The sequence below is a fragment of the Novosphingobium sp. BL-S-21 genome (genome assembly GCF_055521655.1).
The window spans coordinates 944,881-957,423 of record NZ_CM145496.1 but is presented as its reverse complement, the minus strand read 5'-3'; the positions used below and the strand labels follow the sequence as shown (position 1 = coordinate 957,423).

Sequence of the window (12,543 nt, the reverse complement as noted above, 5' to 3'; positions counted from 1 at the left end):
ATCACCGCGTGGCAATGACGAGAAAAAGGCGCCGCGTCCTGCTCCTGGGCGCGGCGTTGCTGTTGGCAGCCGGGAACCTCTGGTGGTTCACACGGGGAAGCAGTCAGCCCGAGCCGGACTTCGTGCTGGGCGCGACGTTCGAATATGCGAGCATCGCGGCGCAGGACCTGCCTTCACTGCCGCGCTACGATGCCGCCAAGGGAACGTGGCAGGCCCGCGGCCGGCCGGTCACCGCGATAAAGGATCACGTTCGCCCTTATCGCGCCTCCGATTCTGTCACGAAGTGGAGCCCCACGTCCTATGTGGCGATAGGGGTGGAGGCGAGTGCCGGTCCCAGCCAGCTTCACCCGATCTTTCTCGATCTCGTCCGCGCGGGGATCTGCGATGTTGCCGTCGTTCAGGACGGCATGTCGCCCGATCCGCGCGGGGAGGTGGCTGTCTTGATCCAGCATGTCGTGTCCGTCAGGGACGGCACGGGCAGCGCGGTGAAATGCCACGCGCGTCAGAGCGCGGCAGCGCCCTCCAGCGCCAGCAGATAGCTCTTCGCACCGAAACCGGCGACGGTGGCCTTTGCCGCCATGCCGACCCATGACGTGTGGCGGAATTCCTCGCGGGCGTGCGGGTTGGAGAGGTGCACCTCGATCACCGGCACCTTGATAGACCGGATCGCGTCATGCAGTGCGATAGAGGTGTGCGTATAGGCGCCGGGATTGATCAGCACCGCATGGGCGCCTTCGTCCTCGGCTTCGTGCAGCCAGTCGATCAGGTGGCCTTCGTGGTTCGACTGGCGCATCTCGATGGAGCAATCCAGCGTCTCGCCGCGCTCCACCAGCATGGCGCCGATGTCGTCCAGCGTCTGCGAACCGTAGATGCCGGGTTCGCGCTTGCCCAGGCGGTTGAGGTTCGGTCCGTTGAGGACGTAGACGAGCTTGCTGGCCATTTCGCGATTTCCCGGTGCGGTTGCTATCCGGGCGCGGCTCTAGAGCATTTTCAGGCCCGCTGGAAACACCCCGAGGCGCCGAACCGGCAAAGTAGCGCGGCGCGTCAGCGGGGTGCGGGCATCTGGTCGTCGATGGGGCGGCCGTCCGCCTGCGTACCGACGGGAGGCTGCGGCGCGCTGCCGCCGAAGTCGGGTGCAGCATCCTGCGCACCCTCCGGCGGCGTTTCCGCCTCCGACTGGTCGGCATCGGCGTCGCCCTGATAGAACTTCGCGAGTTCGGCGTCGTTGGCCTTGAGCCGCGCGGAGGCTGCCGCGCTTTCCGCCTGCTGCCGGGCGGAGGCTTCCTGTTCCGCGGAACTCTTCGCCGCGGCCAGCTGCTTTTCCAGCTCTTCCTCGCGGCTCGGCCCGCAGGCTGCCAGCACCAGGGCCGGGCTCAAGACCAGTGCAATGGGCAAGACATTCCGAAACACGCAGTGGCTCCCCGCCAGACATCGCCGTGAGACCGCAAAAGTGACGGTCCTGCCGGGATCTCTAGCGGGGAAGGTTTGGCTTAATCTTAACGGGCGAAAATCTAGCGATCCGAGCCCTTGGCCTTGCCCCACTGCCGCATCGCCGAATATCCGAGGTATCCGGTGCCGAAGAGGGCGTAGAGCGGCTCCGGGATGCCGTTCAGATAGGCCGACATGCTGCTGCCGATGGCTTCGGCGGTCCGGGGGCTCAGGGCACCGATCAGGCCCATGGGCAGCGACCACAGGATCATGAGGTAGATGACGTAGAGAAAGCTCGGCCTGGCCCGGCTGGTCCAGGGATCGCGCGACTCGGCTTCTGCGACGATCGGCGAGAGACCTGCCTGAAGCATCTGCAATTCCTGAGAATTTTCGAGTTTAAGCAGTTCCAGCTTGGCGCGGTCCCGTGCATCGGGATCGGGGATCACCTTGTCGATGATCTTCGAGACCGGCGCGAGTATCGAATCGAACAGGGGCATTGGCGGGCACTCCCTAGGATGGTGGCCCGCAACCAGATAATCGAAGCGATCGATGTAGGAAAATGCTGCCAGTCATCGCCGCAGTCGGCGGTTCTTGCAGGAAGTGAGGCGGGGAGAAACTGCTCCAGCCGCCTCGCGGATCAGACGTCGGACGGTATCGGCCGGTCGAGATAAGTGGTTTCGCCCTGCCGGCGCGCTTCCCAGGCATTGGTGCGCTCGCGGGCATAGGCCTTCTGCACGCGAACCCGGCTGATGCCGTATCGCTTGGCGAGGTCGCCGTAAGTCGCGCCATCGATCACGGCGACATAGATCGCGGCATTGCGCTCTTCGCTGGAGCTAGGATTCTCAGAGGACATCGACATTCTCCCGCGTTCTGCGCCGTGCTGGTTGGTCACCCGTCGCAGGCGATTCGCCCTCGGCAACGTATCAAGCCTGGGTTCCGATCCCAATCGGACGCGGTCTTGTCCGAAAACGAAATGAGGGCTGAAACGAAAACGCCGTCTCCCGCACGAAGCAGGAGACGGCGTTTTTCATTGGTCGGGACGAGAGGATTCGAACCTCCGACCCCCACACCCCCAGTGTGATGCGCTACCAGGCTGCGCTACGTCCCGACCGGAGCGCGGCCTATAGGAGGCCTTTTTCGAGAGCGCAAGCGTCTGAATGACACTTTCTTCACGGTGCTTGAACGGCACTTGTGGATACCTATTTGGCGACGGCTTCGGTGAGGCCCACGGGGGATGGCGGCTTTCCGCAGGAAGGCCGCGCGTTGCCAGTGCTCCGCTTTGTTGCTAACCGCGCGCATCCGGCAAAGTCCATAGAATGGATTTTCCCGGCGAGGCGTGCGGCAGATCGGATGCCGCGTATTGCCGCGCCGGCACGAACACGACGAGAAGGCCCTTCAGTTCAATGCAAAGCTCGATTCTCAACCAGCTCGCCGCCGCCGCTCCTGCCGGCGCGCCGCCGGCATGGATCCAGTATCTGCCCTTCGTCGCGATGGCGGTGATCTTCTGGTTCCTCATCCTGCGTCCGCAGATGAAGCAGCAGAAGGAGCACAAGAATAAGCTTTCGGCGCTCAAGAAGGGTGACGAAGTGCTGACCGGAGGCGGCCTCGTCGGCAAGATCGTCAAGATCGACGACAACTACGCCGATATCCAGCTTGCGCAGGGCGTCGTCGTCAAGGCGGTCAAGTCGACCATCGTCGATGTGATCCCGCCGGCCGGCTCGAAGCCCGCAAACGACTGAATTTCCGGCATCGCCGGGCTGAACCTGGCGATTCCCGATATCATGGAGCGCCCTGGACCGGGCGCTCTTTCGGAGAGAAGCCACAGGCTATGCTCGAATTTCCTACCTGGAAGAAGCTCTGGTACTGGGCGCTGACGATCGTCATCGCCCTTTGCGCCGTGCCGTCGCTGGTCTCGCTGACCAATGCGCGCTGGCCCGCATTCCTGCCGGAGCCAAAGATCAATCTCGGCCTCGACCTGGCCGGCGGCAGCCGCCTCCTGCTGGAGGCCGACCGCAAGCAGGTCGTCCAGCAGCGCCTGGAAGGCATGGAGGAATCCGTGCGCACGCGCCTGCGCCAGGCCAGCCCGACCATCGCCATCGGCGATTTTTCCAGCAACGGCGGCCAGCTGGCCTTCACCGTGCGCGACGCTTCGCAGGTGGATGCCGCGCGGGAAGCGATCCTGCCGCTGACCTCCGGCGCGGGCCTGACCGGCCAGCGTGACTGGGACATCACCGTACAGGACGGCACGCGCTTCATCCTCGTGCCGACCCAGGCCGGTATCGACCTGGCAATCAGCAATGCGATGGAAACTGCGGTCGAAGTGGTCCGCAAGCGCATCGACGCGCTCGGCACCAAGGAGCCCGACATCCGCCGCCTCGGCGGTACCCGCATCGACGTGCAGGTGCCCGGCCTCCAGGACCCGCAGGCGCTGAAGAACCTGCTTGGCCAGACCGCCAAGCTCGAATTCAAGCTGGTCGACGAAACGGCTGTGCCCAGCGATCTGGCCAAGGGCATCGTGCCTCCGGGCGACGAGATCGTGCCTTACGCCGATCCCACTTCGCCGGCTGCCGGCGGCGTTCCCGCCATTGCGGTGAAGCGTCTGGGCGGTATCAAGGGCGACGAACTGACCGATGCCAAGCAGGCCTTCGAACCGAAGACCAACGCGGCGGTCGTCTCGATCACCTTCAATCAGCAGGGCGGCGAGAAGTTCGCCAAGCTGACGACCGAGAACGTCAACAAGCGCTTCGCCATCATCCTCGACGGCAAAGTGCTCTCCGCGCCCAGCATCAACGAGCCGATCCTGGGCGGCAGCGCCCAGATCTCGGGCAGCTTCAACGTCCAGTCTGCCACGCAGCTCGCCATCGCCCTGCGTTCGGGCGCGCTTCCGGTCGATCTGACCGTCGTCGAGGAGCGCACCGTCGGTCCCGACCTCGGCGCCGATTCGATCCAGAAGGGCGTCGTCGCCATGGGCGTCGGCTCGCTGCTGCTGATGGTGTTCATCTTCCTGACTTATGGCCGCCTCGGCGCCTATGCGAACCTGGCGCTGGTCATCAACGTGCTGATGATCCTGGGCGTGATGGCGGTGCTGGGCACCACCCTGACGCTTCCCGGCATCGCCGGCTTCGTGCTGACGATCGGTGCGGCGGTCGACGCCAACGTGCTCATCAACGAGCGTATCCGCGAGGAACGCCATCGCGGCCGCCGCGTGGTGCAGTCGGTCGAGCTGGGCTACAAGGAGGCGAGCCGCGCCATCTTCGACGCCAACATCACCAACGCCATCTCGGCGGTGCTGATGTTCGCCTTCGGCTCGGGTCCGGTCCGCGGTTTCGCGGTCGTCCTCATGATCGGTATCGCGACTTCGGTGTTCACCGCCGTCACGATGAGCCGGATGTGGGTTGCGGGCTGGCTGCGTCGCACCCGTCCCAGCGACCTGAACGTATAAAGGTACTGGCGCATGAAGCTCCTCAAGCTCATTCCCGATCACACGAACATCCACTTCCTGCGCTGGCAGTGGCCGTTCTTCATCACCAACCTGCTGGCGATGGCGGCATCGATCGTGCTGCTGTTCACGCATGGCCTCAACCTGGGTGTTGACTTCGTCGGCGGCCAGATGATCCGCGTGACGTTCGAGCAGAGCGCCACGGCGCCGGTCGGCAAGCTGCGCGACAGCGTGGATTCGCTCGGCTTCGGCGAGCCGGTGATCCAGACTTTCGGCAAGCCCAACGAAGTCTCGGTCCGCATGAAGCTGCCGGAAGGTGCGGAGGACAACCCGAAGCTGGCCGACGGCATGGCGCGCAAGATTACCGAAAAGGTGCGTCATGACTTCGCCGACGCCCGTGTCGACGGCGTCGACTCGGTCTCGGGCAAAGTCTCCGGCGAGCTGTTCCACACCGGCATGCTCGCCCTCGGCCTGGCGATGATCTGTATCTCGATCTACATCTGGATCCGGTTCGAATGGCAGTTCGCCGCCGGCGCGCTGTTCGCGCTGGTGCAGGACATCCTGCTGACCGTGGGCATGTTCTCGCTGACGCAGATGGAGTTCGACCTCAACATCGTCGCCGCGCTGCTGACGCTGCTGGGCTACTCGCTGAACGACAAGATCGTCGTTTACGACCGCATCCGCGAGAACATGAAGAAGCACCGCCGCATGCCGATGAGCGAGCTGCTCGACCTCTCGGTGAACGAGACGCTGTCGCGCACGATCGCGACCTCGCTCTCGGTGCTGATCATGCTCGTCTCGCTGCTGCTGCTCGGCCCCGACGTGATCTTCGGCTTCACCGCTGCGATCACCCTGGGCATCTTCATCGGTACCTACAGCTCGATCTTCATGTCCGCGCCGATCCTGATCTGGCTGGGCGTGAAGTCGGACTCCTTCGTGAAGACGGAAACCGATATCGACCGCCAGGAACGCCTCGCCCGCGAGGGCGGCGCGCGGCCCTGAGCCGAAGCACCTCAAGATGACGAAAGGGCCGTTCCTGCAAGGGAGCGGCCCTTTTCATATCAGGCCGCAGCGTAGACCGGCTCGCCCGAAAGCACGTCGCGCCAGAAGCGGACGAGGTTCTGGGCATTCACGCCCCAGGAGAATCTGCTGACGTTCGCGGAAACGTCCTGCTGGCTCGGCGGATCGGCCAGGATGTCGCGCACGGCATCGGCGATCGCTTCGGGGGTGCGCTCGGCGATGATGCGCCCGGCGCTTTCGTCCTTCACCACCTCGCGGGCGCCGCCGATGTCGGGGATGACGATCGGCGTGCCGCAGGCCAGTCCTTCCACCCAGACATTGGCGAGGCCCTCGCTGGCCGAAGGCAGGACCAGCACGTCGGCCGCGCAAAGGACATGGGGCAGCAGGTCGTGGCCGACGAGGCCGAGGAACTGCACCCGGTCGGCCACGCCCAGCCAGTCTGCCAGGGCATGGAGCGACTTGTCGTCCTCGCCCGTGCCGGCAAGGGCGAGACGCGCACCGGGCAGGTGAGTGAGTGCCTCGATCACCAGGCGCTGTCCCTTGCGCGGGATCAGCGAGCCGGGCGTGACGATCAGCGGCCCTTCCGACCAGATCCCGAGGTTGGGCATCGCCGAGACGAGTGCCCGGGCGGCGCCGCGTGCCACGGGGTGGAAGCGCTCATGGTCGAGGCCGGTGTAGTGAACGCCGATCCGTTCGGCGGGCATGCCCAGGGCGATCATGTCGCTGCGCAAGGCCTCGCTGACCGCCAGCATTCCGGCGGCCTGCTGCGCCGCCCGCTGCATCTGTTTGAGCGCAACGGGGCGCTGTCCCCAGTAATGGATGTCCGCCCCGCGCGACTTGATGGTGAGCGGCAGCCCCAGTTCGCGCGCGATCAGCGCGGCGGCGGGGCCGTCCGGGAAGAAGAACTGCGCATCGACCAGGTCGAACGGCCGCTCGGCATGGAGGCGGCGGACGAGCGGCAGCACGGCGCGGGCGATCCGGCCGGGATTGGTATCGCCGCCGATCTTCGGGATCAGCGTGAACTTGGGATAGTGCACTTCGAAGCCGGCGATGCTGCTGGATTCGGGAATGTGCCTGAGCTTGTCGTAGGGATGGCGGCGGGACAGCGGCCAGGGCGGAATGCCGATGGGGCTGACCATGGTGAGGTCCACCTCGCCCCCGGCGACGATCGCCCGCATCTGGTTGCCGACGAAGACGCCGAAGGACGGCTTCACCGGATTCGGAAACAGCGTGGCAATGGAGAGGATGCGCATGGCTTCCCTTTAGAGGCGGAAAGTTAGAGCTTTCTGACGAGCATGTCCGCAACGGCCAGCCACTGGGGATGTTCCACCGGTACGGGCGGCTGGCCGCTGATCGGGGGCAGCAGGACCAGCGCCTCGCCGCCGCTCTCGATCAGCCTTCCGAATGCGAATCGGCCGCCGGGGAGTGGGGCGAGCACGTCGCGGTTCAGCAGGCGCGAAGCCTGGTGCAGGGGCGTCTGTCGCAGCCAGACCTGGTCTCCGGTGCGGTATTCGCCGCAGGTCGCCTCCACTTCCATCACCATCCACGGCAGGTCGGCGGCAAGATCGCTCGGCAGCAGGGCCTCGCGCCGGAGACGCGGGCTTTCGGCGCCGCTTTCGGAGAGGAGAGCCACGACCATGACCGGCTCGCTGGCCTCGCTGCGCAGGAGGCTCTCCGGATCGACACCCAGCGCCTGGGCGATCCGGTTCATCCAGACGAGCGAGAGGTTGCGCATGCCCGTCTCAAGGCGGCCGATGGTCTGCGCGGTCGTGACGGGCCGGCACGCGGCAGCGACATCGGCCAGGGTCAGGCCCTTCTGAAGCCGGATGTCGCGAATGCGGTTGATCATCGAGAAGCTGGCCCCTTGCCGATCCGGCGCAGCCTTGGCGGAGGGCTAACCGATCTGGTTTCCCTCATCGCCGCGGAGAGCCGTCTTGGCAAGGGACGGCGGGCAGGCGCGGCGGCTTGCCCGCCTGCCGCGCCTAGGCACCAGGCTCCCTTATCCCTCGACCAGTTCGGCCAGTTCCAGCCAGCGTTCTTCCGCGGCTTCCTTTTCGCCGCGCGACTTGTCGATGGCGGCGGTCAGGCTGGCGAATTTCGCCGGATCGCGGGTGTAGAGCGCTGGATCGGCCATGGCCGCTTCGTCGCGGGCGATGGCGGCTTCCAGTTCCTCGATCCGCTTGGGCAACAGTTCGTAGTCGCGCTGGTCCTTGTAGGACAGCTTGCCCTTCCTGGGCGGCGGCGGAGCGGCGGTATTGGCGCTCTCCTTCGCCTTGGCCTTGCCGCTGGCGGTGCGCTGGCGGCGCTTGGCCTCCCAATCGGCATAGCCGCCGGCGATCACATCGATATGGCCGGTGCCGTCGAGGCCGAGCGTGACGTTGACCGTGCGGTCGAGGAAGTCACGGTCGTGGCTGACGATCAGCACCGTGCCGTTATAGTCCGCGATCACTTCCTGAAGCAGGTCGAGCGTTTCGAGGTCGAGGTCGTTGGTCGGCTCGTCCAGTACCAGCAGGTTCGATGTTCGCGCGAATTCGCGGGCGAACAGCAGGCGCGAGCGCTCGCCGCCCGAAAGCGTGCCCACTTTCGCCTCGACCAGACCGGGATCGAACAGGAAGTCCTTGAGATAGCCCTGGATGTGCTTGCGCACGCCCACCACGTCGATCCAGTCCCCGCCCTCGGCCAGGACGTCGCGAATGCGCATTTCCGGGCTCATGCGGCTGCGCTGCTGGTCGATGACGGTGGCGTCAAGCGTGGCGGCGCGCGTCACGGTGCCGGAATCCGGCTGCAATTCGCCGATCAGCAGCTTCAGCAGCGTCGTCTTGCCCGAGCCGTTGGAGCCGACGATGCCGATGCGGTCGCCGCGCTGGATGCGCAAGTTGAAGTCCTTGATGACCGTGCGGGCGGCCTCTCCGGTTCCGAACGTCTTGGTGACGTGCTCGGCGACGATGACGGACTTGGTCTTGCTGTCGTCCGCCACGACGGCGAGCTTGGCTGCGCCCTGCGGCCCCATCATGGCCGCGCGCTGGGCCCGCATTTCCCAGAGCTTGGCAAGGCGCCCCTGGTTGCGCTTGCGCCGCGCGGTCACGCCGCGTTCCAGCCAGTGCGCCTCGATCTTGAGCTTGGCGTCCAGCTTCTGGGCGGCGCGTTCCTCTTCGGCGTAGACCTCGTTTTCCCAGGCTTCGTAGCCGCCGAAGCCGATGTCCCTGCGGCGCATGCTGCCCCGGTCCAGCCAGAGCGTCGCATTGGTCAGGCGGGTCAGGAAGGTGCGATCGTGGCTGATTACGACGAAAGCGCCGTTGTAGCGCTGCAGCCAGGATTCCAGCCAGTCGATCGCGGCAAGGTCGAGGTGGTTGGTCGGCTCGTCCAGCAGCAGCAGGTCGGGCTCGGAGGCGAGGGCACGGCACAAGGCGGCGCGACGGCGTTCACCGCCGCTGGCGCTCTTCGCCTCGCGCGAGAGGTCGATGCCGAGCTGATCGGCGATCGATTCGACTTCGTGGCGCGGCGGGGCATCGTCGCCGTGAATGGCGAAATCGAGAAGGGTGTCGAACCCGGTGAAGAATGGGTCCTGTTCCAGCGTGACCACGCGGGTGCCCGGCTGGACCGAGCGCGTGCCCTTGTCCGCATCGACGCTGCCGGCAATCAGCTTGAGCAGCGTGGTCTTGCCCGCGCCGTTGCGCCCGATCAGCGCCAGCCGATCGCGCGGGGCGATGTTGATGTCGAGGTCCTGGAAGAGCCAGCCGGAGCCCTGGATCAGGCCGAGGCCTTCCCAGCTGAGAATAGGTGCGATTGCCATGGCTCGGCGCCCTACAGGGCCGGGCGGGGGGCTGGCAAGCCGCACGGCGCGGCATTGCGAGCGTGGACTTTCGGCCACACCTCCGATCCGGCGCTGCCTTCCTGCCACATTCAGGACTTGTTCAAGGCGGCGGGCTTAGGCAGCAAGTCGATATGAAACAGGCTCTTTCTTTCCTGGCGGCCCCTGCCGCGCTGGCTCTTGCGGCCTTCGGGTCGGTCGTGCCCACGCTGACTGCGCATGCAGCCGATCCCGGCGGCGAGCAGGGTGAGGTGCGCCGCGAACGCAGGGCCGGCAACATCCTGTCCATCCGCGAGATCGAGCAGATCGTTCTGCCGCGCATGTCCGGGAAGCAATATCTCGGCCCGGATTACGATTCGGCCGCCATGGCCTATCGCCTGAAGTTCATCCAGAGCGGCAAGGTCTACTACGTCGATGTCGACGCGCGCACGGGGCGGGTGATCGGCCAATCGCGTTGAACGATGCCGCGTAGAAGCGCAGGCCCGTCGATCCGCGGGAACCAACGCGGGGGCCGTCGCTTGACGCTGCCGGGCTTTCGCCCCATTTGAACTCCGCCCCCACCGGCCCACTTTCATTGGGCCCGCCCTCTTAGGGAGAGACCGAATTGCGCATCCTGATCGTCGAGGATGAACCCACGCTCGGCAACCAGCTCAAGACCACGCTGGAACAGACCGGATATGCCGTAGACTTGTCCGTCGATGGCGAGGACGGCCACTTCCTGGGTTCGACCGAGGAATACGACGCCGTTATCCTCGACCTTGGCCTGCCGGAGATCGATGGCCTTACCGTGCTGGGCATGTGGCGCAGGGAAGGGCGCAATTTCCCCGTCCTGGTCCTTACCGCCCGCGATTCCTGGTCCGACAAGGTGGCCGGGCTCGACGCCGGCGCGGACGACTATCTGGCCAAGCCCTTCCAGACCGAGGAACTGATCGCCCGCCTGCGCGCGCTGATCCGCCGTGCCTCGGGCAACACTTCCAGCGAACTGACCGCCGGCGACGTGCGGCTGGACACCCGTTCGGGCCGCGTCACCCTGGCCGGGGAGCCGGTCAAGCTGACCGCGCAGGAATACAAGCTGCTGTCCTACCTGATGCACCACAAGGGCAAGGTGGTCAGCCGCACCGAACTGATCGAGCACATCTACGATCAGGATTTCGACCGCGATTCGAACACGATCGAGGTCTTCGTCACGCGCATCCGCAAGAAGCTGGGTGCCGATGTCATCACGACGATCCGTGGCCTTGGCTACAGCCTCGACGACCCCGCAGAACCCGGCCGCGGCTGACGTGTCAGCCCCGGAACCGGGCCTCCCGGAAGCGGGATCCGGCACGAAAGCGTCCCGTGCGGCGGCTGCCGGCGTAGCGGGGGCCGGCGCGGCGGGGGCCAGCGAAGCCGGGTCCCATGCGCCGGGAACCGGAGAGAGCGGCGGCGCCCAGGTGCGGGCCGCCAATACCGGCTCGCTCGCGCGCCGCATGATGCTGATCGCTGCGGGATGGATCTTCATCCTGCTGCTGGTCGGCGGACTGGCGCTCGACCGGACGCTGACCGGCCTCATCACGCGCAATTTCGACGAGCAGCTCGGCTACATGCTCACCGGCATGATCGGCTCGGTGGAAATAGGGCCGGACGGCGAAGTCTTCTTCATCCGTCCGCTGGGCGACCAGCGCTTTCTGGAGCCCAATTCCGGGCTCTACTGGCAGATTCGCGCCAAGGGCCATGAGGATTTCCCGTCGCGTTCGCTATGGGACCGCAGCATCAACGTGCCGCCCGAGCATTTCGACGCCCAGCAACACGTCTATGACAGCCCGCAGTTTCCCGGCGAGCCCCTGCGCGTGATGGAGCGGGCGGTGATCCTGCCGGGCAGCGATGCCCAGTGGATGTTCACGGTCGCGGCCAGCCGGGTCGATCTGAACGACCAGATCAAGATGGTGCGCGGCATTCTCGTCTATAGCTTCGTCGCGCTGGGCTTCGGCCTGCTGCTCATGGCGGGCATGCAGACCTGGTACGGCCTGTTCCCGCTGCGCCATGTGCGCCGCGCAATCCAGAAGCTGCGCACGACCGGGGCCAGCCGCGTCACCCAGCCGCTGCCGCAGGAAGTGGAACCGCTGGTCGACGAGCTGAATGCACTGCTCGCCCATACCGAAAGACAGGCCGAGGAAGCGCGCATGCATGCAGGCAACCTCGCTCACGCGCTCAAGACGCCGCTTACGGTGGTGATGAACGCGGCCACGGCCAAGGCGCCCGATCTCTCGGACACCGTGATTCGCGAGGCAGCGGTCATGCGCCGCCAGGTCGATCACCATCTGGCGCGGGCGAGGGCGGTCGGCCGCCGCGCCGTCGGGCAATCGCGCGCGGAAGTCTGGCCGAGCCTGGAGGCCGTGCTGCGCGCTGTGGAGCGGCTCTACGACCAGGCGCGGCTGGACCTGGATGGCAATCACGACGCCGTCGTGGCCCTTGAAAAGCAGGATCTCGAGGAGATTCTCGGCAACCTGATCGAGAATGCGGCCAAGTACGGCGGCGGCAGCGTGTTCGTGACGGTGGATCCCGATCGCACCTCGCGCTTGTGCGAAGTGTGGATCGAGGACGACGGCATGGGCATTCCCGAAACCGAGCGTATCCGCATCTTCGATCGCGGCGCGCGTCTCGATACCGGCAAGCCCGGCACCGGGCTGGGCCTTGCCATCGTGCGCGATGTCGTGGAAATCTACGGCGGCACCGTGGAACTCGACGAGAGCGAGGACCTGGGCGGCTTGCTGGTCAAGCTCAAGCTGCCGCGGGTCGATGCCTAGGTTCACGATCCCATCCGGCGCCTGGCTTCCCTTATCCGGCTTCGGACGGGATTTTCGTG

At 65.9% G+C, this 12,543-nt stretch carries 14 protein-coding genes and 1 tRNA gene; 7 read left to right on the top strand and 8 right to left on the bottom strand.

The annotated features are described in order from the left end of the window. The first annotated feature begins 14 nt into the window (after positions 1-14). Positions 15-539: a hypothetical protein gene (locus ACZ1J6_RS12920; RefSeq protein ID WP_431566874.1), complete on the top strand. Its 525-nt coding sequence runs from the start codon at positions 15-17 to the stop codon at positions 537-539. Here ACZ1J6_RS12920 and aroQ read toward each other — a convergent pair. The 5 genes from aroQ to ACZ1J6_RS12895 all read right to left on the bottom strand — a co-directional run bounded on the left by aroQ (position 503) and on the right by ACZ1J6_RS12895 (position 2,536). Continuing rightward, on the bottom strand, positions 503-940 hold the full coding sequence (gene aroQ, locus ACZ1J6_RS12915; protein WP_132263275.1) for a type II 3-dehydroquinate dehydratase: 438 nt from the start codon (positions 938-940) through the stop codon (positions 503-505). The genes ACZ1J6_RS12920 and aroQ overlap by 37 nt on opposite strands. A 104-nt stretch (positions 941-1,044) precedes the next feature. Beyond that, positions 1,045-1,377, bottom strand: a complete 333-nt coding sequence (locus tag ACZ1J6_RS12910; protein ID WP_431566873.1) for a hypothetical protein — start codon at positions 1,375-1,377, stop codon at positions 1,045-1,047. A 134-nt stretch (positions 1,378-1,511) separates the two neighbouring features. After that, positions 1,512-1,925 carry a holin family protein gene (locus ACZ1J6_RS12905; RefSeq protein WP_431566872.1) on the bottom strand — a complete coding sequence of 138 codons (414 nt, stop codon included), beginning with the start codon at positions 1,923-1,925 and terminating at the stop codon, positions 1,512-1,514. Positions 1,926-2,065: 140 nt separating this feature from the next. Then, on the bottom strand, positions 2,066-2,281 hold the full coding sequence (locus ACZ1J6_RS12900; protein ID WP_132263271.1) for a hypothetical protein: 216 nt from the start codon (positions 2,279-2,281) through the stop codon (positions 2,066-2,068). A 178-nt stretch (positions 2,282-2,459) separates the two neighbouring features. After that, positions 2,460-2,536 (bottom strand) — tRNA-Pro (locus tag ACZ1J6_RS12895). Positions 2,537-2,831: 295 nt separating this feature from the next. On the opposite strand from ACZ1J6_RS12895, the gene yajC reads away from it, so the two are divergent. The 3 genes from yajC (at position 2,832) to secF (ending at position 5,869) form a co-directional block, all read left to right on the top strand. After that, positions 2,832-3,167, top strand: a complete 336-nt coding sequence (yajC, locus tag ACZ1J6_RS12890; RefSeq protein WP_086491997.1) for a preprotein translocase subunit YajC — start codon at positions 2,832-2,834, stop codon at positions 3,165-3,167. 89 nt (positions 3,168-3,256) lie between these two features. Continuing rightward, positions 3,257-4,870 carry a protein translocase subunit SecD gene (secD, locus tag ACZ1J6_RS12885; RefSeq protein ID WP_132263269.1) on the top strand — a complete coding sequence of 538 codons (1,614 nt, stop codon included), beginning with the start codon at positions 3,257-3,259 and terminating at the stop codon, positions 4,868-4,870. A gap of 12 nt (positions 4,871-4,882) precedes the next feature. Further along, positions 4,883-5,869 carry a protein translocase subunit SecF gene (gene secF / locus ACZ1J6_RS12880; RefSeq protein ID WP_132263267.1) on the top strand — a complete coding sequence of 329 codons (987 nt, stop codon included), beginning with the start codon at positions 4,883-4,885 and terminating at the stop codon, positions 5,867-5,869. A 59-nt stretch (positions 5,870-5,928) separates the two neighbouring features. On the opposite strand, the gene ACZ1J6_RS12875 is transcribed toward secF, so the two are convergent. From ACZ1J6_RS12875 to ACZ1J6_RS12865, 3 genes are all read right to left on the bottom strand, one after another. After that, positions 5,929-7,140: a glycosyltransferase gene (locus ACZ1J6_RS12875; RefSeq protein WP_431566871.1), complete on the bottom strand. Its 1,212-nt coding sequence runs from the start codon at positions 7,138-7,140 to the stop codon at positions 5,929-5,931. A gap of 23 nt (positions 7,141-7,163) precedes the next feature. Next, positions 7,164-7,736, bottom strand: coding sequence for a helix-turn-helix domain-containing protein (locus ACZ1J6_RS12870; protein ID WP_431566870.1), 573 nt, complete (start codon positions 7,734-7,736; stop codon positions 7,164-7,166). Positions 7,737-7,886: 150 nt separating this feature from the next. Next, complete coding sequence (locus ACZ1J6_RS12865) at positions 7,887-9,680, bottom strand: ABC-F family ATP-binding cassette domain-containing protein (RefSeq protein ID WP_132263261.1); 1,794 nt, start codon at positions 9,678-9,680, stop codon at positions 7,887-7,889. Positions 9,681-9,832: 152 nt separating this feature from the next. On the opposite strand from ACZ1J6_RS12865, the gene ACZ1J6_RS12860 reads away from it, so the two are divergent. The 3 genes from ACZ1J6_RS12860 (at position 9,833) to ACZ1J6_RS12850 (ending at position 12,484) form a co-directional block, all read left to right on the top strand. Beyond that, entirely contained in the window at positions 9,833-10,156 is a 324-nt protein-coding gene (locus tag ACZ1J6_RS12860) for a PepSY domain-containing protein (protein ID WP_314465700.1), read from the top strand. Between the two features lie 146 nt (positions 10,157-10,302). Then, a complete protein-coding gene (locus ACZ1J6_RS12855) occupies positions 10,303-10,980 on the top strand; it encodes a response regulator transcription factor (protein ID WP_021232972.1) in 678 nt (225 codons plus the stop codon). A 187-nt stretch (positions 10,981-11,167) separates the two neighbouring features. Beyond that, complete coding sequence (locus ACZ1J6_RS12850; protein WP_132264152.1) at positions 11,168-12,484, top strand: sensor histidine kinase; 1,317 nt, start codon at positions 11,168-11,170, stop codon at positions 12,482-12,484. The last annotated feature ends 59 nt before the right edge of the window (positions 12,485-12,543 follow it).